Here is a 21,887-nt window from a genome sequence, read left to right on the forward strand (position 1 = left end):
AATGACTTAGGACAAACCGCTATATAAATCCTCTAGTTAGCGTTTTTTAACGGAAACTTGATCTGGATGCGCTTTTTCGTTTTTGATGCATACTTACTTCATTCTCATGCAATGTTTTCTTATTGGCGGAGCAAACGAAAATGGCGAAGGCGTTGTTGCTGTTGATCGCTATCGCCGCTCTACTGGGCGGTAAAGGGGCGGCCGCCGCGGACCTCATTGAACTTAAGGCCGCAGCAGACCCTTGGCCCCCTTTTATTGATCCTGAACACCCTCAGGGCGGCGTCTCCGTTGAAATCGCCAACGCCGCTTTCGCCACCCAGGGCTACAAGGTAAAGCAGCTTTTCGTCCCCTGGGCGCGAGCGGTGGAAGGAACCCGGCGTGGAACCTTCGACTTGATTCTCGACGCATGGTGGAGTCAGGAGCGCACAGCGCTGTTCGCCTACAGCGCCCCTTATCTCACTAACGAAGTCAAATTCATCAAGCTCAAGGGCGACCTGTTCGAATTCACGGGGTTACCGAGCCTGCGCGGCAGAGTGATCGGCGTAGTGCGCGGCTATGCCTACAACGATGCGTTCATGGAGGCCGATTACTTCACCCGTCTGGAAGTCACGCAGTTCATGCAGAGCGTTTTGATGTTGTCGCAACGGCGCATCAATCTGACTCTGGAGGACGAGCTGGTGGCCCGTTATCGCATCCAACGGGAGGAGCCTGCGCTATTGCCGATGCTGGAATTCGTGGAGCCGCCTCTGAGCGCCAACAAGCTGTACGTTATCAGCGGCCTGGAAAATCCCCGTCACCAGCAATACATCGACGCCTTCAATCGGGGCCTGGCCATTATCAAGGAGAGTGGCGAGTTTGAGCGGATTCTGAAGGAAAACGGCCTGGTGGATGGCGAGCGCGTTCACGAAGGTCCCTGACAGGAAAACAGAATCAGCACCAGCAGCAAAATCAGCGCCCAGAATCCCGATAGCATCTGCCAGAACATGACTGGGCTGCGGTCCTCCATTTCCAGGGGGTTGTCTTGCAGGAACGCCGGATTGGGGTTTTTCAGGTCTTGCAGCAAGGCGTCCATGGTCTGATAACGCTGATCCAGATCGAACGCCACGCCTTTTTGCAGCGCCCGGTCAAACCAAAGAGGAATCACCGGGTTGAACTGCATGGCGGAGCGATAGCGCAGACGATCATAATCAAAACGGGAGCGACATTCGTTGATGGGGTCGCCGTAGGGCAGTTCGCCCGTGAACATTTCGTAGGCGATGGTCGCCAGGGCGTAGAGATCGCCTCGTGCGCCGGTGTTTTGCCCCAGCAGATACAGCGGGTCTGAATAGGAGGCGGTGCCCAGCGCGGCGACATGCTCCAGGGGACGGAAAACCTCGGCGACTCCCGCCACATAAACGGAGCCGAAGTCGATGATCGTCGCCCGGTTATCGGCGCTGACGATGATATTGGCGGGTTTCAGGTCCTGATGAATCGTGTCCTGGTTATGCAGCGCGGACAATCCGTTGGCGATCTGCTCGATCAGCGCAAAGGCGACTTTGGGTTTGGGGAAGGGATGTTCCTTGATCCATTGTTGCAGCGTGATTCCCTCCACGTGCTCCATCAAATAGTAGAGACAGGTCCGCGGCTGCGGCTGCTCAATAATGCGCACCACATGCGGATTGTCGATGCGCTTGCCGATCCACTCTTCCTGAATGAAACGGTCGATATAGCTGACGTCCCCCAAATAGTTCCGCGAAGGCGTCTTCATTACCCAGCGCTCGCCACTGTCCTGATCTTTCACCAGGTACAGCTGACTGCGCGAAGAAGCAAAGATCTCTTTTTCGACGACAAGCCCGTCCAGCGTCATGCCGGGCTCCAGCTCTGGGGGAAAGGGCAGGCGGGTTAACTGGTTGCTGTAATCTTCCAGCGTGGTGTCCGGCAAATCATCCACCGCCAACACGATAGCGCTGAGGTTGTCATTGCTCCCGGCATGTAGCGACTGTTGCAGCAACTCATCCACCGCTTCCTGTGCGGTAGGCGCATGATCGACGATGTCCTTGATCCGATCGTCATCGAGAAAATCATGCACGCCGTCGGAAGTAAGGATCAGAATATCGCCAATTTCCAGCGGGGTTTTGCCGTAATCAATGGGCAGGTTGTTGTCCATGCCCACTGCGCGTGCGAGCATCTTTCTACCGCCGCCCAGGCTGACGATATGGTCCCGGGTCAGACGGGTCAGTTCGCCATGACGCAGCAGATAGATGCGGCTGTCGCCCACGTGAAAAATATGCGCGGTGCGGGACTTGATAATCAAGGCGGAAAAGGTGCACAGATAACCCTTGGCCTCATGCACGAATTCCTGGCTTTTGCGATACAGCCTGAGGTTGAGGGAGGAGAGTATCTTCTGGCCTGCGTGACTGACAGCCCAGGTGTCCGGCGTCTTCAGATAGTCGGCGATAAACAGGTCCACTGCGGTGGCGCTGGCTTCCTTGCCGGCTTCCGCGGAGCTGACGCCGTCCGCCAGCGTGGCGACGACGCCTTTACTGTGCAGGCGTCGTTCTTCAGAGGGGACGCACACCGCCACTGCGTCTTCATTGAGGGCTTTGACGCCGGCGGTGGTGATAGAGCCGTGGTGGACGCTCAGAGGCATGTTTGACTCATGTCGTTTTAGCTCACATCGATCATATGCACGCTGCCGTCAGGCATGACTTCCGCAATCTGTCCGCTGGGCTCGTCCAGGAACCAGCAGGCGACGAACACCACGGCCGCAGAGGCGGCTATCACCTGGAAGAAAGTGCTGTAATCGACGAATGAGAGCACAGTGAGGTAGGCGACCCCGCCCACGTTGCCGTAAGCGCCGGCCATGCCTGCAATCTGTCCGGTCATGCGACGTTTCACCAGGGGTACGATGGCGAACACTGCGCCTTCGCCCGCCTGTACGAAGAAAGAACAGCACATGGTGGCGGCGACCGCGAGAGGCAACCACCAGCCGCCGTCGATCATGCTGAGCACGAAGTAGCCGCCGGCCAGTCCGCCGATCAGCAGCATCAGGCTTTTGCGGCGACCGATCTTATCGCTGAAGTGTCCTCCAGTGGGACGGGCCACCAGGTTCATGAATGCGAAACCGGAGGCCAGCAGACCTGCTTTGACCGGGTCCAGGCCATCGAAGGTCTCAAGGAAGAACAGCGGCAGCATGGACACCACCGCCAGTTCTGAACCAAAGGTCACAAAGTAAGCCAGATCCAGCAGCGCCACCTGTTTGAACTTGTAGCGCTCATACTCCGGCGCGCCGTGAGTCAGGTTTTCCTTGTTGACCTTCCAGATCTGGCTGGTCTGGAACAGGAACAGTATCCCCAGTGCAATCCAAAGAATGTACATGGTGTTGTCGGTGAGCAGGGCGACGCCGGCGGGAGACAGTTTCCAGGCCAGCACCGCCAGAGCCAGATACATGGGCACGTTCATCACCAGGTAGAAGATAAAGTCGCCTTTGCTGGTGACCTCCAGGCCGCCGGATTTTTTCGGTTTGAAGTAGGTTGAACCTTTAGGCGTGTTGCGGGCTACTTTGTAGTAAATGATGCCGTAGAGAAAAGTGAAGACGCCGGTCAGGCCCAGAGCATAGCGCCAGCCGTCATCGCCGCCGAACAGCAGGGCGAGAGTGGGTAGCGTCATTGCCCCGGCGGCGGAGCCGAAGTTTCCCCAGCCGCCGTAAATGCCTTCAGCGATGCCGACCTGTTTGGCCGGAAACCATTCGCCCACCATGCGAATGCCGATCACGAAGCCCGCGCCGACGAAGCCGAGCAGGAAGCGGAACAAGGCCAGGGATTCATAGGTGTCCGCCATGGCGAATCCGGCGCAGATAAAAGAAGAGGAGATCAGCAAGCCGCTATAAACCAGTCGGGGTCCGTATTTGTCGACCAGAATGCCGATCAGAATCCGTGCTGGAATCGTCAGCGCGACATTGAGAATCAGCAGGGCTTTAACCTGCTGGCTGCTCAGGTTCAGCGCTTCCTTAATGAACACCATCAACGGCGCGTGGCTGAACCACACCACAAAGGTCAGAAAGAACGCAAACCAAGTGACATGGAGCGTCTTTATCTTGCCGTCGCTGAAGTTGAATAAATTGAGTTTGCTGTCGGTACTCATACATCTCCCCTTCGCATAGGGTTGGAAAAGACATGGGAAAGCATTGGCTTTCGTTAGGGACCATGGATGACTGCAATATTTCACCTGTGCGGTCCAACTGAATTGACCAGTATCAAATTGCTTCAGCGGCCGATTCGGTCGTGGCTAAGGGCGCTACCTCCAAAGAGATAGCGCCCGTGAGAACTTGGATTGCGGTGTCCATGGGGTATGCAGAGAAGACCTACCTATAAGTAGGTAGCCAAACGCTGGCGTAGGAGAAGCCGTGGCTTATTTGGGTAAGAAGGGTCTTCTTGGCGTTTTTAACCAGTATTCTTGCAACAAAGGCCGATACAACTCGGCGCAAACCGCTGCATGGGGAAGAACGCCAATGCTCTACACCGAAAAACTGGGACAACGCGCGCTCGTCGCGGCGACGCTGGCGTTCGCCGCCAACTTCTCGGTATGGACGCTATATGCGGTGCTGGGGCTGCGTATTCGAGAGCAACTGGATCTCAGCATTCTCCAGTTCGGGTTGTTGCTGGCGGCGCCGATGTTCAGCGGCGCGCTGCTGCGCTTTCCTGCAGGCGTGCTAAGCGAGGTGATGTCCTGTCGCAAGTTGTTTATCTGGCAGATGGCGTTGCTGCCGCCAGCGCTGTTTTTATTGCCGCTGATATCCAGCTATCAAGGATATCTGCTGGCGGGACTATGGCTGGGCGTCTCCGGTGTATCTTTTACGATTGGCATTCGTTACGTCACCGCCTGGTTTGAAAGTCGCCGTCAGGGCTTCGCCATGGGTGTATTCGGCGCAGGCAACGCCGGCGCGGCGGTGACCCTGGCGCTGGCGCCGGTCATCGAACGGGTGTGGAGCGCGGAGATTATCGGGCCCGCTTATGGCGTGGGGATGCTGGTTATTCTGGTGCTGTTCTGGGCGCTGGCGCCGGAGGATACCCGCTATATGCAAATCCGGCGGCGGGCGGATCTGGCGTATCATCTACAGCCGCTGAAAGAGCCCCAGGTGTGGCGTTTCAGCCTGTATTACTACTTCGTATTCGGCAGCTTCCTAGCGTTGCTGATGTGGTTGCCGCACTACTATGTCAATGCATATGGATTGTCATTACAGAACGCCATGCTGCTGACGCTGCTGTTTGTCACCACCTCCAGCATGGTGCGGGCGCTGGGAGGCTGGTTCGCGGACCGATATGGAGGCAGGGCGGTGAACTGGAGCGTGTTCTGGATATGCCTGGTTTGTCTATTCTTTCTGAGTTATCCGCCCACCAGCATGACCATTCATGGGGTCGATCGTGACGTACAACTGGAAATTCGCGTCAACGTGTGGGTGTTTACTCTACTTATGCTGATTATCGGCGTGGCGCAAGGCTTCGGCCGCGCTTCCGTCTACAAAATCATCCATGACTACTTCCCAGACCATATGGGCAGCGTCGGCGGAACCGTGGCCACACTCGGCGCCGCCGGCGGTTTCACCCTGCCCATCGCCTTCGCCCTGGCGGTGCAAGCGCTAGGCGTCCACTCCGCCAGCTTCATGGTCCTCTACGGCGTACTGGCAGCCTGCATGGTGGCCATGTACGCAGCCATCCGCAATGAACGCAGCCGACGCCGGGTGCGGGAAGCGAGGGAGCATAACTTTTTATTGGATGATTGAGATTGGAGGGAATTGAACTGCAAATTTGCGGTATTCTTGGAGGGGGAGTGAACGCGTGGATCGCTAGCCCTGCTTGGGATGTCTGGTTGCAGGGAGGTCGGAACTGGGCTTAACAGAATTTGGGACGCCAAACCCAGGCGAGTTTGAATAGCCTTTTGTAGACAGTCGAGATGAAGAAAAAAATCTCAATTACAATCATACTTATATTTGCTTTAAGCTTGCTTCCATGTGTCAGCAGAACCTGGAAGTTGGCGTCGGACGCATATGGTTTGGTTATACTTGCCACTCTCAATCCGAATGAAATGACATATAATCCGTATAGCAAAGACGGACTGTTTATTAATCCAGAAATCGCCTTGCACTTACTGGAAAAATTCGAGTATCCCTACAGACGGTGCTCGAGCAGTTCTGAAATAATAGAAATTTGTAATACCTCTCTAATTACCTGGGTTGGTCGTGCACTGGATATGCATGGACCTGTGCAAACAGAGCGTGGTTATCGCCTGTTGAGCTATTTTATCTCGCGTGGTGAAGACGTTAATAAGCTAACCGATGGTATGGCTCCGGTGCATGAGGCGATTCTCTTTCGTAATGCAAAGTATTTAAAAGTATTACTGGACGCCGGCGCGAGCCTTGATATAAAGATTGAGCGCTCTGGAAGAGAATACGATGGATTTAATGCACTACAGTATCTTGAATTACTCGAATCAAAGAAAGACACGAAATTTAATGAAATTCGCAAAATTATTCAGCAAGTTAAGGCTTAGCAAGGCATCGTTAGGAAGCTGCGCTGCAATTCGACATTGGGCGCGCTGTGTATGAATCTAAAGCAGGTATGTGAAACACTCTTAGACAACGCTGATATGCGTATTGACTTGAGCGCCTTCCCAAAAGTTACCCTGGACATACTGGTCTATGGAACCATGGAGGATAAGTATTGGAAGGCTGTTTTTGAATGTGGCCAGGTCGTTTACATGGATGCAGAGCTTGACGATGACTCATCAAGCAATGACTTATTTGTGGTCTTGGAAACCCGTGTGAAAGAAACAACCAAAAGTAAAGTAACGCCTTCAGTTCAACATAGAATGAATGATCTACAAGATGACGATCCTGTTTGGGAAGTGCATCTGTATGGCGGTATGTCGCTCACACTGATTACGACAAAGTTTGACTGGAAGCTCGTAGAGCTCGCTGAAAGTGAGTACAACTTGGCTTGCGCCTGACAGGTCAAAGCATGAGAGTTTTGTAAATGAAAATAAAAGAGTTATATCTCAAAAATATGCACAATATGAATTGTATTAGAGGCCGTATTTATTCGTACTAATAGAGAAAATCGGAACGAGGCGAGCAATTCGCTTAATTTTGTGAGTTTCTCTCTAGGCTGATGGTTTAAGGTCAGGCATGGCGCTTTATCTCCGGCTCCCATAATATATTGAAATATAATCTCTTTGAAAAATAAGGTGTAAATGAAAAAACTTATTTTTGTGTTAGTTTGTATTGCTATTTTTGGCTGTACTTCAGATACGGCGAGTTTTGCTTCAGAGTATGAACAGTGTAATGATCCTGGTTTTACAAGTTGCTTGGGGGTTGACACTGTCATGTGTGATGCTGAATTTTCAGAAGCAGAGGCATCGTGTAGGATTAAGTTGGAGAAAAGCCCTTTGGTATCGAATATGAACGAATATATGAAAAGAGGAAGTTTGGTTGGATGCATGTTGCAAAGTGTATCGCTATCTATTAATAAGCAAATGTACGAAATTGCGCAATGTGCGAAGTGATTTACAGCGCTACGCTATAGACTTTGTACTGGTTTTTGTGGCGTGGATTTCATATTTAAAAAATATATGGGTGAATTCTGGATGGTCCTGATATCTGTATTGACTATGAAACACGTGTGCACGGAAAAGGTATAATAACGCCTTCCGTTCGGCCTGGGGTTGTCAGAGAAAGAGCATGAGACGGTCTACCCATGACGAAAAAAGGCGCACGGAGCTTGGTGGATTTATCTTCCATTATTTTAATGAGTCACTAAACGTCTGTTTGATGGCTTTAGTATCGTATACATTGAAACTTAATGAAAGGTGCTAAAAGATTAATGCCTAAAAGATGGGTATGGGACCCAAAAGAAAATCCTAAGATTGTTGAATTGATAGATAGCAATGATGAGTCTGTAAATTGGTGTGATGCTCTAGATCGCGCAAAAAATTGCTCGATAGGTATTACTCTTGCTGTCTGTGCTTCTCTCTCAATTGTTAAAAGGGTAATTGCGTGTTCGGATGGGTTAGATAGCTTTCCGGGCGACGAATACGCGATTAAAGTACTTGAAGCTTGGATTGATGAACCAACAGAGAAGAATTTTTCCTTAGTTTTTAGCCTATTATATGGAGACGAAGATATTGACCAAGGGGCTCAGAATATTAGTCCATACACTAAAGGGGCGTTAAGGTGCGCAATTTCTCACCCTGATGGTTGTGGTGAGATTACATGGGCTTTGGAATCTTTCTGCGAGGATCTGGTAGGTATTGGGTATGACCCAGCTTGGATACGAGAAGTCGGGCTAAGGGGAGTAAAAGCACGCATGAGGCCAATAATTTATCTTGTCCAAAGTCGCAATGAAAGTTGAGTTTGAGTCAAAACCACTAGCTTGGTGGATGAAAAACTTTCATGAGATGTCTCGTGAAATTTGGCTATGGATACCAAGCGAAACTAAAACACTTACACCAGAAACCATTTGCTATATCGTAGATGAGGATATTGATTTACTAATCCGAAACAAAGTAGGCGAACACAGAAATAGTCTATATTCAAGCATGTCATGGACCCGACTTTAGATAAACAGAGTGGATGCTATGCCCTCAAATGATGGAAGAAAGCTTGATCATAAAACACTAGAAGTCATTCGCATTCGCGCAGTACAGCAAGTCCAGGCAGGAGAAAGCCCGGAGGCAGTTATACGGGCGCTAGGCTTCAGCCGGCCGCGTATTTATGAATGGCTGGCGGCTTATCGGGAAGGCGGCTATGACGCACTTAAAGCGAAACGCCTATATGGCCGTCCCCGCAAATTAAATGGTCGACAGCTACGCCAGATCTATACCTGGGTGGTGGGATATCAGCCACAGCAGTTTAAGTTTGAATATGCATTGTGGACTCGCGGACTGGTGCGGGACCTGATCAAGCGGAAATTTCGGGTTAGCCTGTCTGATGTATCGGTGGGACGACTCCTGAGGGCAATGGGGCTGACGCCGCAGAAGCCGCTTTTTCGCGCTTACCAGCAAGATCCAGATAGGGTTGCTCGCTGGAAACAAGAAGAATACCCACGCATTCGCCAGTTGGCGAAAGCAGCGAACGCGGAGATTCTCTTCGCGGACGAGGCGAGCATTCGTTCGGACTATCACAGCGGAACGACGTGGTCGATCAAAGGGTTGACTCCGGAAGTGAAGACGACAGGGGCGCGCTTTGGGCTTAACCTAATTTCCGCAGTGTCGGCCAGAGGCGAGTTTCATTTCAAGGTGATAGAAGGCAAGCTCAACGCGGAGAGCTTTATCGGATTTTTAGAGGACTTGACGTATAAGTCTGAACGACCAGTCTTTCTAATCGTCGATGGACACCCAGCCCATCAAACCAGGAAGGTAAAGGAATATCTCGCCACCCAGGAAGGCAGGTTGCAGCTATTCTTCCTGCCGCCTTACTCCCCTGAACTCAATCCAGATGAGTCCGTGTGGAGCTACTTGAAACATCAGCGACTGGGAAAGATGAAGATTGCAGGTCCAGACCAATTAAGAAAGATGGCTTTAAAAATCCTTCGGAGCATGAAAAGAACGCCATCATTGATTCAAAGTTTATTTAGGCATCCAGAACTTAAATATATTATGGCTTAGTGATCGGATACTTATTTACGGGTTAGTAAGTGTTGAAGAGCAGGATCAACGAGATGTGCTTCTAGAGGAAAGTGGCTTGTCTTGTCTCTTTTGTAAAGATCAGTTGGAAGACATCTTGTTAAATCTAGAGACGCAGAAAACGGATTACGCTGATAATGAGTTATATTTTGCGCTGAATTTCTATTGGAATCGGGATGCTTTTATTAATCTTGATAACGTATAAAAGATCAGCAGAATTGGCGTGATTTTGTGCTGGTCCTAACTTTAATAAAACGATATATGTTGTATAAAAGTAAGTGATTTGAAGTATGGTGGGAGAGTTTGAGTACCGGTTATTTTTCTTCTATTTTGACCTTTTCATACTTGATGAAAACGGCATATGGAGTAAAGGGAAATATTATTGCTGGGAAGAGATTAAAGACTTGCGAGAGAAAGAGGGAACTGCTGTCTTAACTTTTAGTGATGGCAGGAGCCGCATGTTCCAGTCTCAGCGTTTTAAGCAAAAAAATAAAAAATTAACTCTGACTCTATTTGGAAGAAATGAGACTTACGAGCAATTTCAAAGATTTATTTTTAAAAAAATTAGGGAGAATAACGAGCACCCCGATCTCAAGAGGCTTAGAAAGCTAGTTGCGAGCATCAGTGAGAGAATTGAATTCTCCAATTCTGAACGAGAGCTTTTAGCTTTACGAAGGGACTTAAAGGTGACTGTATCTCAGTTGGCTTCGCTAGAAAGAAGAGAATTTTTGAAGGATATGGAAAAGTGCCGGACGTCTATTCGTAATGATATTATATTTCTTCTTTTTTTGGCTTCATTGATGATCTTTAGTCTTGTGTGAATTTATATTATGTTTAAATTGTTAGGAATACTCTGGAAAATTAGAAATGTTCGAATATCACGGTTGGGTTACTGTTTGGGAAGGCGCTTGCGAGGTTGAAGACGATTTAGCTCTTCGCGAGAAAAACTGCCGTGAAATTCAGCTATTGGCTGAAAAATATAGAGATAATATGTCAAGGGTTGAATTCTATCACCAAAATGGTTCGCCCTATGTAAGGTTTGACGGTGATAGAAACCATTATCAAGCATGGGTGCTCGAATTGTTTATACGCATTGGCGAAATTGCCAAAGGCTCGCATGGGCTTTTGTATGTCAGAGATCAAGAAAATCCAGATTACGGCAACGAGTTTCAAGTGTGGCGAATGGCGAAAGGCAAGATTACTAAAATGAAGGATACCCTCTTGTCTCCATGTGATCCTACTATTGAAACGTATGGTTTAATAGGATGCTGTGCCAGGCAAATCGCACCATGTGGTGAATAATTGACCATATTTTTCCCGTGAGAGGTGAAAATGGCACTCAATATCTCAAATTCGTCACTTTACTCGCTATGTCATGGTTTCCGGGGATTCTCTGCTGCAGAGTATTTCCTTAAAATCGTACTTTTAGCAATTTCCTGCCACTTTAGTAAAAATTCAAGCAAGAAACGAAGTGCGATTCCCCTGGATGCTGTGCGGATAGTTGAGGTGTATACAATGGAGGGTGTATGAGTTTCCTTGAGGAGTCATGGGAAGAAAGGGAGGAAATTTTGTATAAGGAGATATTTGGGAATATTGGACCAGGGATATACCCGTTGTCTGTAGAGATATTTAATGGGCTGAACGCTAATAGTGTTGATCCACGATGGCTCTCTCATGGAGTTTTTAAGTGTCCGCCAGCACGAGATAGAGATACGTGGGCTTATGTTACCTCGGGAATGTCTAACCCTTGGGAGACAGATAAACGAGAAGAATACTCAGGGCTTGGCGTAGAGTTTCTAATGGAAACGGAAAATGAAGAGCAATGGGCAGTTGAAGTTCTCCAAACACTAATGGGCTATAACCTACTGCTTGCCGCTGGTCGAATGGGGGATTTTCCACCGCTGTACTACGGAGACCGAGTGCCGTTGGTTTTGTCTGAATCAGTTAAAACGATGATGTTTATCCAACCTGTGCACTTTCCCTGCCGCTTTTCCATAAAATCGGGCAATGTCGATTTGATACAGGTTGTCGGTATCACTCCGTCAGAATTGCAGGCCGCTAAGCAGTTATCATCCGAAGAAATCAAAGAAAAGTTAATTAGCAATACAGGCCGTCTGGTTACCTGCAAGGAACGAGAGAGTGTGGCGTAAATCACCTAGCAAACGCAATGTTAGATTGCCTCACTGTAGCGCCTCAACTTTGCAGCAGAGCTTGGCGTGTTAGCTTACTCCATTGACCCCGAAACTCAGCACAACAACCACTCACAAACATACATTTTTCAAAGTTTCACACTTCAGTCTGTCTTCTAAAGCCCGATAAACAGGGTGTTCCCCGAGTTTTTTAGCGATTAAACGGCGACATTGGTCGTAGTTTTCGCCAAAAAATGGAGGATTTTATCGAGTTGATGCCTGTGTAGCATCAACTAGCTTCATTTTGCGCCTGTCAGCGAAATTGCAATAAACACGTATATACAGCAAAATTCCCACCCTGCCTAAAGCCTGTTTTCGTCACTCGATCAGCGACTTGAATTCGGTGTCATTTTCATGGGGAACCCGGACTCGGCGCGCAGGTTGGCTCTGTGTATAAATCTAATGCAGAAATTATAAAACTCAGGTGTTTAACTGGACTATTCATTCAATCTTTCGAGACTCCAATATAAAAATAAAAGAGGGTTGAGATGTTGGATTTCCTGACTCAATTGATATGGGGTAAGGTGCTTGTCGCCGTCCTCATCGCGCTGGGATTATTGCTCACCATTACCTCGCGCTTCGTACAGTTCCGCTATTTCGGTCGGATGTTTCGTCTCGTCCGCCGTTCGATGAAAGAATCTCCCGATCAGATCAACTCATTTCAGGCGTTATCCCTGACGCTCGCCGGTCGAGTGGGGGCGGGCAACATCGCTGGCGTCGCCATTGCTATCGCCCTGGGTGGCCCGGGCGCGGTGTTCTGGATGTGGCTGATTGGTTTGATCGGCATGGGGCTGAGCTTTTTTGAATGCTCTCTGGCGCAGCTGTTCAAGCGCAAAGATTCTGATGGCAGCTTCCGCGGCGGTCCCGCCTATTACATTCATCGTGGTCTGGGTCTTAAATGGCTCGCCGTTCTTTTTTCCGTACTGTTGCTGGTGACGTTCGGTTTTGCCTTTAACGCTTTGCAGGCGCATACCGTCGCGTCCACGCTTAAACATACTTTCGGCATCGCCACGCCGATTACCGGCTCTGTGCTGGTGGTGTTTATCGGGCTGATTATTTTTGGCGGCGTGCGTCGTATCGCCGAGGTGGCGGAAGTGATTGTGCCTATTATGGTGCTGGCGTATTTCGGCATTGGCCTGTATGTCATCGGCATAAACTATCATGCAGCGCCAGCGACTTTCCTGCTGATATTCAAGAGCGCCTTTGCGTTGGAGCCTGCGTTTTCCGGCTTGATTGGCACCGCCATCATGATGGGAGTGAAGCAGGGTATGTTCTCTAACGAGGCGGGTTTGGGCAGCGCGCCTAACGTATCTGCGGCGGCTAAAGTAGGGCACCCGGCGGACCAGGGTATTGTGCAGGCGTTCAGCGTGTTCATGGATACCATGGTGCTGTGCACCTGCACCGCGATGATCATTCTGATGTCCAACTCTCTGGATCTGGGCGGCGTTTTGAACGGCGTTGAGTTGACCCAGTTGGCGCTGGCCAAGCAGATGGGAGAGCTGGGACGTGGACTGATCAGTCTGGCGCTGATGTTGTTCGCTTTCACCTCCATCATTTACAACTACTATCTGGGGGAAAACAGCCTCAGATATCTGAACTCCTCTAATGAGAAAGCTGTCGCCATATACCGTATGTTCACGCTCGGATTGGTGATGTGGGGCGCCTTGCAGAACCTGGCGGCGGTGTTTGCGTTCGCCGACATCACTATGGGCCTGCTGGCGCTGGTGAATCTGGTGGCGCTGTTTATGCTGCTGAAAGTCGGGTTGCGCCTGCTGCGTGACTATGACGAGCAGATTCAATCCGGGGTGAAGAGTCCGGTATTCGATCCAGACAAGTTCGCTGACCTGGATATTGATCATTCCGCCTGGACGCCCTCCACGCGAGACGAGAGCGAAGAGCAGAATGAAGAGCTTTCTGTGTCGCCAAGAGTAGGCGCTCCGGTTATTCCCAGCTAAAATTAGCGGTTATATCAATATATTAAGAACCGTTTTGATCGTTTCGCCGGCGTCATGTTGAGATTCATGACGCGGGTGGGCGACGAACGGGAACCGCTAGGAATAACATGACCGAGGACTTCTGCAGCAACTTGAAGTTGCTGTGCAGCCACTATAAATCCACCGCCGAAGTCTGTCGGCGCATGGAAATCCACCGCGCCCAATTCAATAAATACCTGAACGGGACCAGCCAGCCTTCTCGCTTTGTTTTACGTAAAATCTGTGACTTCTTTGGCGTAGAGCCCCATGAGCTGGCTCTGCCGCATGATCGCTTCATGCAATTGGCTCAATCCCGCGTTACCAATGAAAGGCGCGTGAGTCCGTCGGAAAAGCCTTATGCGGAGAAACTGGAGCGTTTACAGAAGCAGTCGGAAGGGCGGCTGGATAAGTATCTGGGCTACTACTACGAATACCACTTTTCCATGACCTTTCCGGATCAGATTATTCGCAGCCTGCTGCAGATTGATATGAGCGGGAGCGATTATTACTTCCGTCGCCTGGAGCGCATGCGTCCGCCCAACAAGGAGGAGAAATACAAGTCCCGCTATGAAGGGACGGCCATGTTTCTCTCCGAGCGCATCTTTCTGGTGGGATACGAAACCCTGACCCACAATGAGATTGCACAGACGATTCTATACCCAACCTATAAGAGCAGGGTGAGTTACTTGTCTGGCCTGAAGCTGGGAGTTTCCGCCAGCGACAGGCGCGAGCCGGTGTGCGTGAAGGTCGTGTTGGAATACCTGGGGCGCTCCATTGGCAAACGGGAGGCCTTGCAGAAATGCGGTTTATTCAATCCGGCGACAGACGCTGTGGCGCGACATATCAAAGAGAAAATCGCTGACGCCACCGGGTATCGCGGCGCCAGTTTGTTGGCGACGCCGTTGTAAACAGGTTTAATCATTCGAATTGGGGGAGTTATGACGCAATCCGATCAATTACTGGATGCCTTGCTAGAGGCGTATAAAGAAGCGTTCGCTGAGAACTTCAGTGAGAATGTTATTTTGCGCTGGGGTAAAACGGATCGGGAATTGGGGCTGATTCTGCCTGAATTTGACGGCGCTGAGGCGGATGAAGCGATGCAGACGCCAGCCATATTTTCCGCCCGCGGCTTACAGATCATCATTGAAAATGCAGGAACCCTCTACGCCGGCAATCTGACGCCAGTGGATGCTGTAGCGGAATCAGCGGATGACGCCGAGCGCGCCTTCGCGGCTTTGGGACGAAAACTGGGGTTTCCCTGCTTCAGAAAACTGGCGGAAGTCGACGACGAGACCTATTTCTGGATCGGTTACGATGAAGAAAAGTCTTTCCCCGATTCGGACGCGCCCTGGGTGAGTGCGGAGCGCGCGGAGGCCAAGGCGGTTGAATACTGTATTCGTTATCTGGAGGTCTACTTCAATCAGCAGAAGGAAATCTTAAATTCGCACAGCGATAGCAGGCTGACGCACTTCAACTTTTGGATGGGCAGCTTTCCGGGAATCATTCTTAACGAACACTATGACGACGGCTTCACTACCAGCCTGGGGCAACTGCACTCTTCATTTTTGGGCGAATATGAGGAGGTGGAACAGACGGCTATCCTGAACCGCGTATTGCTGACCCTGGAAAATCATCCAGACGCACTGAAGCATGCTGTTGGCGGCTGTCAGTTTGAAATGGCCAATGTCGTCGAAGAATGCCGTCAGTTCGATGAACTCGCCAGACAATATGTCGGACGCCCTATGAATGAATATATGGATGCGGTAGTGAAAATGGCGCAGCAGAACATGGACGATGACGACGAGGACTATTAATCAGGCAGACAAATAGATTCCTTCTATTTGTCGCAACGACAGGGCCTACCAATAAATAGGTACCACCAATGCCCTTGCGGTGCGGCGAGGGCATTTGACGAGGGTCAAGGGATCGCGGGCGGCAAGCCTCCTACAATGAGGCTGTCTGATCACTGACCGAGGTAAGCCGTTTTGAACCGCCGCACCGATCTCCCCCTGATTTACGCCTGCTCCGGCTGCTCTAACGTTGCGCAGTTGGCCAACAATGCCGCTGTGGCGATGGACCGTCGGGGCTTAGCGGAAATGTCCTGTATCTCCGGCGTTGGCGGCGGCGTGAAATCTCTGGTTAAAGTTGCCTGTAGCGGACGTCCGATCATCGCTGTAGACGGCTGTCTGCTCGGCTGCGTCAAGCAATGTCTGAACAACGTGAATGTGACGCCAAAGGTCTATGTGCGCCTGGATGAGCAGGGTTATCGGAAACGCTACGGCGAGGATTGCTCTGAGGGTGATCTGGAGGACGTCGTCGAACAGATTCAGGTCGCCATCGCGCAAGCCGGGCTGGACGCACAATGAACGCCTCCGCCTCTTTCAAAGACCGTCTTCACGTCACGCCTGTGAAGGACCCGCTGCAAGTCTCCAAGCAGGACGACTCTGTATTGCAGGACAGGTTTGGGCGGCGATTGCGCTATTTGCGTCTGTCCATCACCGACATCTGTAACTTTCGCTGTAATTACTGTTTGCCGGATGGATACCAATGCAAGACGGAAACGTTGCCGTTGTCTCTTGGCGAGATTCAGACTCTCACTACCGCCTTCGCCGCCTTGGGAACCCGCAAGGTGCGCATCACGGGTGGTGAGCCAGCCATTCGCCGCGACTTGCCGCAGATCATCCACGCCTGTGCGCAGACGGATGGGGTTCGCAAAGTCGCCCTGACCACCAATGGCTATAACCTGCGTAAGCAAGTCGATACATGGGCGCACGCCGGATTGAGCGCATTGAACGTCAGCGTGGACAGTTTGGACCCGCAACGGTTTCACGCCATCACCGGCCATGACCGTTTGCATGCGGTGCTCAACGGCGTGGATCGTGCGCTGGAATTGGGGACGATGCAGGTTAAGCTCAACTCCGTGCTGCTGCGGGACTACAATGGCGACCAATTGACGCCGTTTCTTGATTGGGTGAAGGACAAGCCTGTGGCGGTGCGTTTCATTGAACTAATGCAAACGGGCGACAACGCTGTATTCTTTCGCGCCAACCATATATCGGGCGCGGAAATCGCTGAGCGACTGGAGCAACAGGGCTGGTCATTGGTCCCCAAAGACATTGACGCCGGTCCCGCTCAGGAATATCAACACCCGGACTATCGCGGCCGCATTGGCCTGATCATGCCCTACAGCAAAGACTTCTGCGCCACCTGCAATCGGCTGCGCATCTCCTCTCAAGGCAAACTCCACCTCTGCCTGTTCGCGGAAGCTGGCGTCAATCTCCGCGATCACCTCCGCAACGGCGACGTAGTAGGAACCGTCGCCGCCATTCGCCGCGCGGTAGAAGGCAAACTGCCGGGCCACTCTCTGCATGAAGGCTTTACCGGCGCGATGTCTCATCTGGCGATGTTGGGTGGGTGAGGGGACGGACTCATTACGAATATATCTGTCCCAGTATTCGGGTTGCCAAATCGGGAGCGCGGGCGGCTCGCCCGCAGCACGGAGGCTATCTTTTTAGCGGTATAGGATTTCCACCCATGAACAATGCTCGATAGCGTCATACCGTCAAATATGCGTATCAAGACATGGGTGTGGTTAGGCATGACAACATAAGCGATTAACTCATATCGCTGACTATCGAAGTGACGAAAATTATCGACGATAAGTCTGGCGATTTCCGGGCGCTCCAGCCAACAGCGTCCGTATCCCGCATCTAGAGCGTTTTCAAATTCCAATCGCTGCTTTTTCTCTGGTATTTCTCGCAGGCTGGTTATTACCTCTCTGGGCAGTGCATCATTGAGGCGATAGGTGATCATCTGATACTCCGCACCTTCGAAGTGAGGTAAGTAACCTCGGCTGTGTGGATGTATAGATAGAGATGTAGGCCTCTTCATCTTCATATATTCGCGCACGATTGACCCCGGGGCGCCTACGCTTCTGGAGAATATAGGCGGCTGAATGCAAGAAATATCTATTCCGTATATTTCAAAACCAAAACCGGATTGCCAACAATAAAACCACGAAGCATTTCCTTCATATCTTCATCAAACTCATCGCGATAGATTTGATCCAGAGTGTCGATCAGTTTTTGTATGGCGTTGTCGTCGAGCGGTTTGGTTTTCAGGAATGCAAGGTAGGAGGCGCCGAGTCCGATCAGTTGGTATCCGAAATGGTCTTCCAGGTGTTTGGCGAGGATGGCGTTTTCGAATGGATTCAGGTCGCTGGTGAAGTAGCCGTTGGGAAAGGCGAAGTGCGTTTCGTGGCTGGCGGTGATTGGGACTTTCAGCAAGTAAGTTTCTGCGTCGAGGATGGATAACGGGTCTGCATTAACGTCTGCAATGTCTTCGGGGGCGTCTTCATTCAGGCTCACGCCTTTGGCGATGACGTCGGCAAGGGTGTGTTCTTTGAGCTTGGCTTCCATGTTGCGTCGGCGAATCGGAAACTCGTCTTTGTGGCTCAGATAGCCCTTGTGCTCACCCTCCTCGAAACATTCCGGCGGGAGTTTGGATAAATCAAAGCCATCCATATTGTCCAGATTATGAGACAGCTTTGAATGCATGGAGGTGTAGCAGGCTTGTCCGAGGTCATCCAGCGTTAGCAGGAAGCGGTGATCTGGGTGGCTGGCCGACAACTCACGATACGCAGTGAGCAGTTCTTCGAAGCTGTTGATGTCAGTGACGCGGTAGCGTTCGCACAGGAAGTCTTCGCTAGGGCTATCGATGTATTCCAGATTCATGACGGTCGCCTTTATATGCTGTGCACCCACACCAAGGGTGTGAGCGTGGAAAGTCTCAATTGGAATTGGGGCCAAGGCTACTGCTTACAGTCCCTGATAAATTTCAGGCTTCCAAACCTGCATCAGGATGTCCGGATTCGGTACTTGGGTGAAACCAAACTGGGAGTAGAGACCATGGGCGTCTCGCGTCGCCAGCATCATGCGCCTCAATCCCTGCAGATCGGGGTGGTCCATGATCTGGGTCATCAGGAGTTTGCTCAAGCCTTTGCCGCGGTGGGCGTCCAGTATGAAAACGTCCGCAAGATAAGCAAAAGTGGCTTTGTCGGTGATCAGGCGGGCGAAGCCAACCTGTTTGCCTTCCGGATCAAAAACGCCGAAGCAGAGAGAATTGGCGATGGCTTTGCCCAATAGCTCTTTGGGAATGCCGCTGGCCCAATAACTGGTGGAGATAAAGCTGTGGATGACATCCAAATCCATCTCATCCAGATTCGTACTGATTCTGTAGCCCTGCATGTGCGCTCCTTGAGCCGTATTTTGACTGACATTGATCGTTAAAAAATGGGCCAGTGAAATGTATCAGTAGTCAGTGGCGTCCGGGAAGTGCCTGCAGGGTAGGAGAGTTAACAAAGTTTGCAGCCAGGCGTTAGTAGCCTATCCAATGTGCACGCCTCCCTGATTACTGCGGGCGAAGGCGGCTGCTTTTCTAAAGTTGTTTAGTCGATGCAGAATGCTATCTGTATTTTCGTCCGACTTTTCGTAATGCGAGATAAGCATCTCTATCTCGGAGAGAAATAAGTCCAGCTCATGAAATTCAATATAGACATCGTGCGTCGCCAACTGCGGTAGAAATGTCGCTCCAAGCGCTCTTACCGTCGCACTGGACCAGACCGTTCGTCTCCATGACTCTGGGCCAGCCAAATCCTCTCCTAGATTTGGATATGGATCAAATATGGCTTCGTCGGTGTTCGGGTCGCGTTTGTAGGTCGATACGGACAGGGTCATGCTGAGGGTGCACTCTGTGTGGAATAGATCAAAGTATACTTATGACCCAAGAGTGGGAAAACCTGTTAAAAAGGATGGTAATACGCTCAGCGGCATTGGCTTTTCCGATATGCCGCCGAGCGTAAGAGCTAAGGTTAGTACCTGGAGCCCGTCGTCGAGCCCATTGGCAGTTTTGCGTTGATCAGGTCTACGTCTTCCGCATCCAGTTGCAGGGATGCGGCGGCGAGGTTTTCCTGTAAGCGGCTCAGGCGGCTGCTGCCGGGAATGGGGATGATGTCTTCGCCCTGGCGCAGCAGCCAGGCCAATGCGATTTGCGCGGCGGTGGCGTTATGGCGCTGGGCGATGGCGGCCAGTACATCCACAAACTTCTTGTTGGCCTCAATGGCTTCGTCGCTGAAACGGGGGTTGTTGATGCGCCAGTCTTCTTCGCTCAGCGCGTTGCCTGTCGCGATTTTTCCAGTCAGGAAGCCTCGGCCGAGAGGGCTGTAGGGCACGAGGGCCACACCTAGTTCCCGACAGGCGGGCAGGGCGTCCGCTTCCGGTTCGCGGCTCCACAACGAATACTCGTTTTGTACGGCGGCGATCGGGTGCACGGCGTGAGCGCGGCGGATTTGCTCTCCGGTCGCTTCACTGATGCCCAGATGACGCACTTTGCCTTCTTTGACGAGTTCCGCCATAGCGCCAAGGGTGTCTTCCAGAGGCGTTTCCGGGTCGATGCGGTGGTAGTAGTAGAGATCGATAACATCTACGCCCAATCTGCGCAGACTGTCTTCACAGCATTGGCGCACATACTCTGGGCGTCCGTTAATGCCGCGAGTCTGAGTGGCTTCATCCCAGGTGATGCCGAACTTGGTGGCGATGACGGCCTGTTCGCGCACGGGCTTTAATGCGCGACCTACGAGTGATTCGTTGCGGCCCGCGGCATAGAAGTCTGAGGTGTCGAAGAAGTTCATGCCCATTTCCAGCGCCTGACGCAGAAAGTGTTCGGATTCCTTTTCATCGTGCGCGCCAGAGCCGTCAAACGGCCGGTAGAAGGCGTTCAGTCCCATACATCCTAATCCCAGGCGGGAAACAAACAGGTTGCTGGAACCTAACTGGACCTTGCCTAATCGTGATGAATCGTTCATATCTGTCTCCCTGTGCGGTTGTTCACTCATGGATGGGGCGTCGTCGCTAAAGAGCCCGTTTAGCCGACGGCGTATATTCATGCTAGGAGATGGGAGGAGTAAACTGAATGCACGATTCTACGGCGTCCTTGCCTGATTCTGGCGTATGTTGTGATCAACAGGAGCGCAGACCCTTCGGGCCTGATAGAATTTTCATACCGAATTCAACGATGGCGCATCCCGGAGGATGGCATGGGAGAGATGGCGATGAGCGATAAAATCATTTTCAACCGTGAGTCGAAACCCAGCATCGAAGCGTGTCTGGACGCCCATAACAAGAGCCTGTTCGTCGAGCTGCTGGATCAGCACGCCACGCAGGTCGGCGTGAATCAGACCCCGCTGCCGGAAGTCTCCAGCTTCAGAGTCGTTAAGCCGTCGCCACGGCAGCCTGTAGTGTACGAGCCGGCGATCGTCATCGTGGGGCAGGGCGGTAAGCGCGGTTATGTGGGCGAGCAGACATACACTTATGACGCCTATAACTATCTGGTGCTGTCCGTACCGCTGCCGTTTGAGTGCGAAATCTATGATGCTTCGCCGGAGTCGCCATTGCTGGGACTGCGCATCTTGGTGGACGCTCTGGCGCTGAATGATCTGTTAATCGATATGGGCGAGCCGCCCTCCCGAACCTCCGGCGACATCCCCAAAAGTATTTACTCGACGCCCCTCAACGATACCTTGATTGAAGCCTGTATCCGTCTGGTGAAAGTGCTCTCGGACCCGGCGGAAGCCAAGATCCTGGGGCCGCAGATTCTGCGTGAGATCTATTACCGGGTATTATGCGGCGATCGCGGTGAGACGCTGCGCGCGGCGGCCAATCACAACAGCCGCGTGGCCCAGATCGCCAAAGTGCTGAACATGATCCATCAGCAATACGACCAGCCTTTGGACATCGATACGATGGCGCGTGCGGCCAATATGAGTCCCTCCACTTTGCACCATAACTTCAAGGCGGTGACGGACTGTTCGCCGTTGCAGTATCTGAAGAGCATTCGCCTGCATCAGGCCCGTAACCTGTTGGCGAGAGGCGGCATTAACGCCAGTACGGCGGCGATGAAGGTGGGCTATGTGAGCCCGTCGCAGTTCAGCAGGGAGTTTAAGCGTCTGTTTGGCGCGCCGCCCCGGGATAGAAATCTGGGGGCGGTGATGGAAGTCTAGCGCGGAAGCCGT

The 21,887-nt window shown here is 51.5% G+C and carries 24 protein-coding genes; 17 read left to right on the forward strand and 7 right to left on the reverse strand.

The window, feature by feature from the left end; translation table 11 throughout:
• Positions 1–140: 140 nt before the first annotated feature.
• Positions 141–917, forward strand: a complete 777-nt coding sequence (locus tag ACQYWX_RS12845) for a substrate-binding periplasmic protein (protein ID WP_216738042.1) — start codon at positions 141–143, stop codon at positions 915–917.
• Here ACQYWX_RS12845 and ACQYWX_RS12850 read toward each other — a convergent pair.
• Both ACQYWX_RS12850 and ACQYWX_RS12855 read right to left on the reverse strand, forming a co-directional pair.
• Positions 902–2,629 (reverse strand): protein kinase domain-containing protein, encoded by a 1,728-nt coding sequence (locus tag ACQYWX_RS12850; protein ID WP_431689039.1) that lies wholly within the window; start codon positions 2,627–2,629, stop codon positions 902–904. The genes ACQYWX_RS12845 and ACQYWX_RS12850 overlap by 16 nt on opposite strands.
• A 17-nt stretch (positions 2,630–2,646) precedes the next feature.
• Positions 2,647–4,122, reverse strand: a complete 1,476-nt coding sequence (locus ACQYWX_RS12855; RefSeq protein ID WP_431689040.1) for a NarK family nitrate/nitrite MFS transporter — start codon at positions 4,120–4,122, stop codon at positions 2,647–2,649.
• A 367-nt stretch (positions 4,123–4,489) separates the two neighbouring features.
• On the opposite strand from ACQYWX_RS12855, the gene ACQYWX_RS12860 reads away from it, so the two are divergent.
• From ACQYWX_RS12860 to moaA, 15 genes are all read left to right on the forward strand, one after another.
• On the forward strand, positions 4,490–5,761 hold the full coding sequence (locus tag ACQYWX_RS12860; RefSeq protein WP_431689041.1) for an MFS transporter: 1,272 nt from the start codon (positions 4,490–4,492) through the stop codon (positions 5,759–5,761).
• Positions 5,762–5,931: 170 nt separating this feature from the next.
• Entirely contained in the window at positions 5,932–6,528 is a 597-nt protein-coding gene (locus ACQYWX_RS12865) for a hypothetical protein (RefSeq protein WP_431689042.1), read from the forward strand.
• A gap of 51 nt (positions 6,529–6,579) precedes the next feature.
• Positions 6,580–6,984 carry a hypothetical protein gene (locus ACQYWX_RS12870; protein ID WP_431689043.1) on the forward strand — a complete coding sequence of 135 codons (405 nt, stop codon included), beginning with the start codon at positions 6,580–6,582 and terminating at the stop codon, positions 6,982–6,984.
• A 243-nt stretch (positions 6,985–7,227) separates the two neighbouring features.
• On the forward strand, positions 7,228–7,539 hold the full coding sequence (locus tag ACQYWX_RS12875) for a hypothetical protein (protein ID WP_431689044.1): 312 nt from the start codon (positions 7,228–7,230) through the stop codon (positions 7,537–7,539).
• Positions 7,540–7,835: 296 nt separating this feature from the next.
• A complete protein-coding gene (locus ACQYWX_RS12880; RefSeq protein ID WP_431689045.1) occupies positions 7,836–8,384 on the forward strand; it encodes a hypothetical protein in 549 nt (182 codons plus the stop codon).
• A 226-nt stretch (positions 8,385–8,610) separates the two neighbouring features.
• The gene (locus ACQYWX_RS12885; RefSeq protein ID WP_431688964.1) at positions 8,611–9,639 is read left to right on the forward strand and encodes an IS630 family transposase; all 1,029 of its coding nucleotides are present in this window, start codon (positions 8,611–8,613) and stop codon (positions 9,637–9,639) included.
• Between the two features lie 55 nt (positions 9,640–9,694).
• A complete protein-coding gene (locus ACQYWX_RS12890; RefSeq protein ID WP_431689046.1) occupies positions 9,695–9,862 on the forward strand; it encodes a DUF7716 domain-containing protein in 168 nt (55 codons plus the stop codon).
• An 85-nt stretch (positions 9,863–9,947) separates the two neighbouring features.
• Positions 9,948–10,478, forward strand: a complete 531-nt coding sequence (locus tag ACQYWX_RS12895) for a hypothetical protein (protein ID WP_431689047.1) — start codon at positions 9,948–9,950, stop codon at positions 10,476–10,478.
• Positions 10,479–10,524: 46 nt separating this feature from the next.
• Positions 10,525–10,959, forward strand: coding sequence for an Imm7 family immunity protein (locus tag ACQYWX_RS12900; protein WP_431689048.1), 435 nt, complete (start codon positions 10,525–10,527; stop codon positions 10,957–10,959).
• Between the two features lie 224 nt (positions 10,960–11,183).
• Entirely contained in the window at positions 11,184–11,807 is a 624-nt protein-coding gene (locus tag ACQYWX_RS12905; RefSeq protein WP_431689049.1) for a suppressor of fused domain protein, read from the forward strand.
• A 527-nt stretch (positions 11,808–12,334) separates the two neighbouring features.
• Positions 12,335–13,801, forward strand: coding sequence for an alanine/glycine:cation symporter family protein (locus ACQYWX_RS12910; RefSeq protein WP_279507103.1), 1,467 nt, complete (start codon positions 12,335–12,337; stop codon positions 13,799–13,801).
• 107 nt (positions 13,802–13,908) lie between these two features.
• The gene (locus ACQYWX_RS12915) at positions 13,909–14,727 is read left to right on the forward strand and encodes a helix-turn-helix domain-containing protein (RefSeq protein WP_216738029.1); all 819 of its coding nucleotides are present in this window, start codon (positions 13,909–13,911) and stop codon (positions 14,725–14,727) included.
• 30 nt (positions 14,728–14,757) lie between these two features.
• Positions 14,758–15,633, forward strand: a complete 876-nt coding sequence (locus ACQYWX_RS12920) for a hypothetical protein (protein WP_431689050.1) — start codon at positions 14,758–14,760, stop codon at positions 15,631–15,633.
• A 171-nt stretch (positions 15,634–15,804) separates the two neighbouring features.
• The gene (locus ACQYWX_RS12925; RefSeq protein WP_279507106.1) at positions 15,805–16,185 is read left to right on the forward strand and encodes a putative zinc-binding protein; all 381 of its coding nucleotides are present in this window, start codon (positions 15,805–15,807) and stop codon (positions 16,183–16,185) included.
• Positions 16,182–17,237, forward strand: a complete 1,056-nt coding sequence (gene moaA, locus ACQYWX_RS12930) for a GTP 3',8-cyclase MoaA (RefSeq protein ID WP_431689051.1) — start codon at positions 16,182–16,184, stop codon at positions 17,235–17,237. Before ACQYWX_RS12925 ends, moaA begins: the two co-directional genes overlap by 4 nt.
• On the opposite strand, the gene ACQYWX_RS12935 is transcribed toward moaA, so the two are convergent.
• From ACQYWX_RS12935 to ACQYWX_RS12955, 5 genes are all read right to left on the reverse strand, one after another.
• A complete protein-coding gene (locus tag ACQYWX_RS12935; RefSeq protein WP_431689052.1) occupies positions 17,213–17,632 on the reverse strand; it encodes a transposase in 420 nt (139 codons plus the stop codon). The two genes, moaA and ACQYWX_RS12935, sit on opposite strands and share 25 nt — an antisense overlap.
• Before the next feature lie 155 nt (positions 17,633–17,787).
• Positions 17,788–18,552: a hypothetical protein gene (locus ACQYWX_RS12940; protein ID WP_431689053.1), complete on the reverse strand. Its 765-nt coding sequence runs from the start codon at positions 18,550–18,552 to the stop codon at positions 17,788–17,790.
• An 84-nt stretch (positions 18,553–18,636) separates the two neighbouring features.
• Positions 18,637–19,065: a GNAT family N-acetyltransferase gene (locus tag ACQYWX_RS12945; protein WP_431689054.1), complete on the reverse strand. Its 429-nt coding sequence runs from the start codon at positions 19,063–19,065 to the stop codon at positions 18,637–18,639.
• Positions 19,066–19,203: 138 nt separating this feature from the next.
• Positions 19,204–19,554: a hypothetical protein gene (locus tag ACQYWX_RS12950; RefSeq protein ID WP_431689055.1), complete on the reverse strand. Its 351-nt coding sequence runs from the start codon at positions 19,552–19,554 to the stop codon at positions 19,204–19,206.
• Positions 19,555–19,688: 134 nt separating this feature from the next.
• Positions 19,689–20,681 carry an aldo/keto reductase gene (locus tag ACQYWX_RS12955; RefSeq protein WP_431689056.1) on the reverse strand — a complete coding sequence of 331 codons (993 nt, stop codon included), beginning with the start codon at positions 20,679–20,681 and terminating at the stop codon, positions 19,689–19,691.
• Positions 20,682–20,927: 246 nt separating this feature from the next.
• Here ACQYWX_RS12955 and ACQYWX_RS12960 point away from each other — a divergent pair, with 246 nt between their 5' ends.
• A complete protein-coding gene (locus ACQYWX_RS12960) occupies positions 20,928–21,875 on the forward strand; it encodes an AraC family transcriptional regulator (RefSeq protein WP_279507111.1) in 948 nt (315 codons plus the stop codon).
• Positions 21,876–21,887 lie beyond the last annotated feature (12 nt).

This window comes from Hahella sp. NBU794 (assembly GCF_050749805.1).
Taxonomy (GTDB): domain Bacteria; phylum Pseudomonadota; class Gammaproteobacteria; order Pseudomonadales; family Oleiphilaceae; genus Hahella.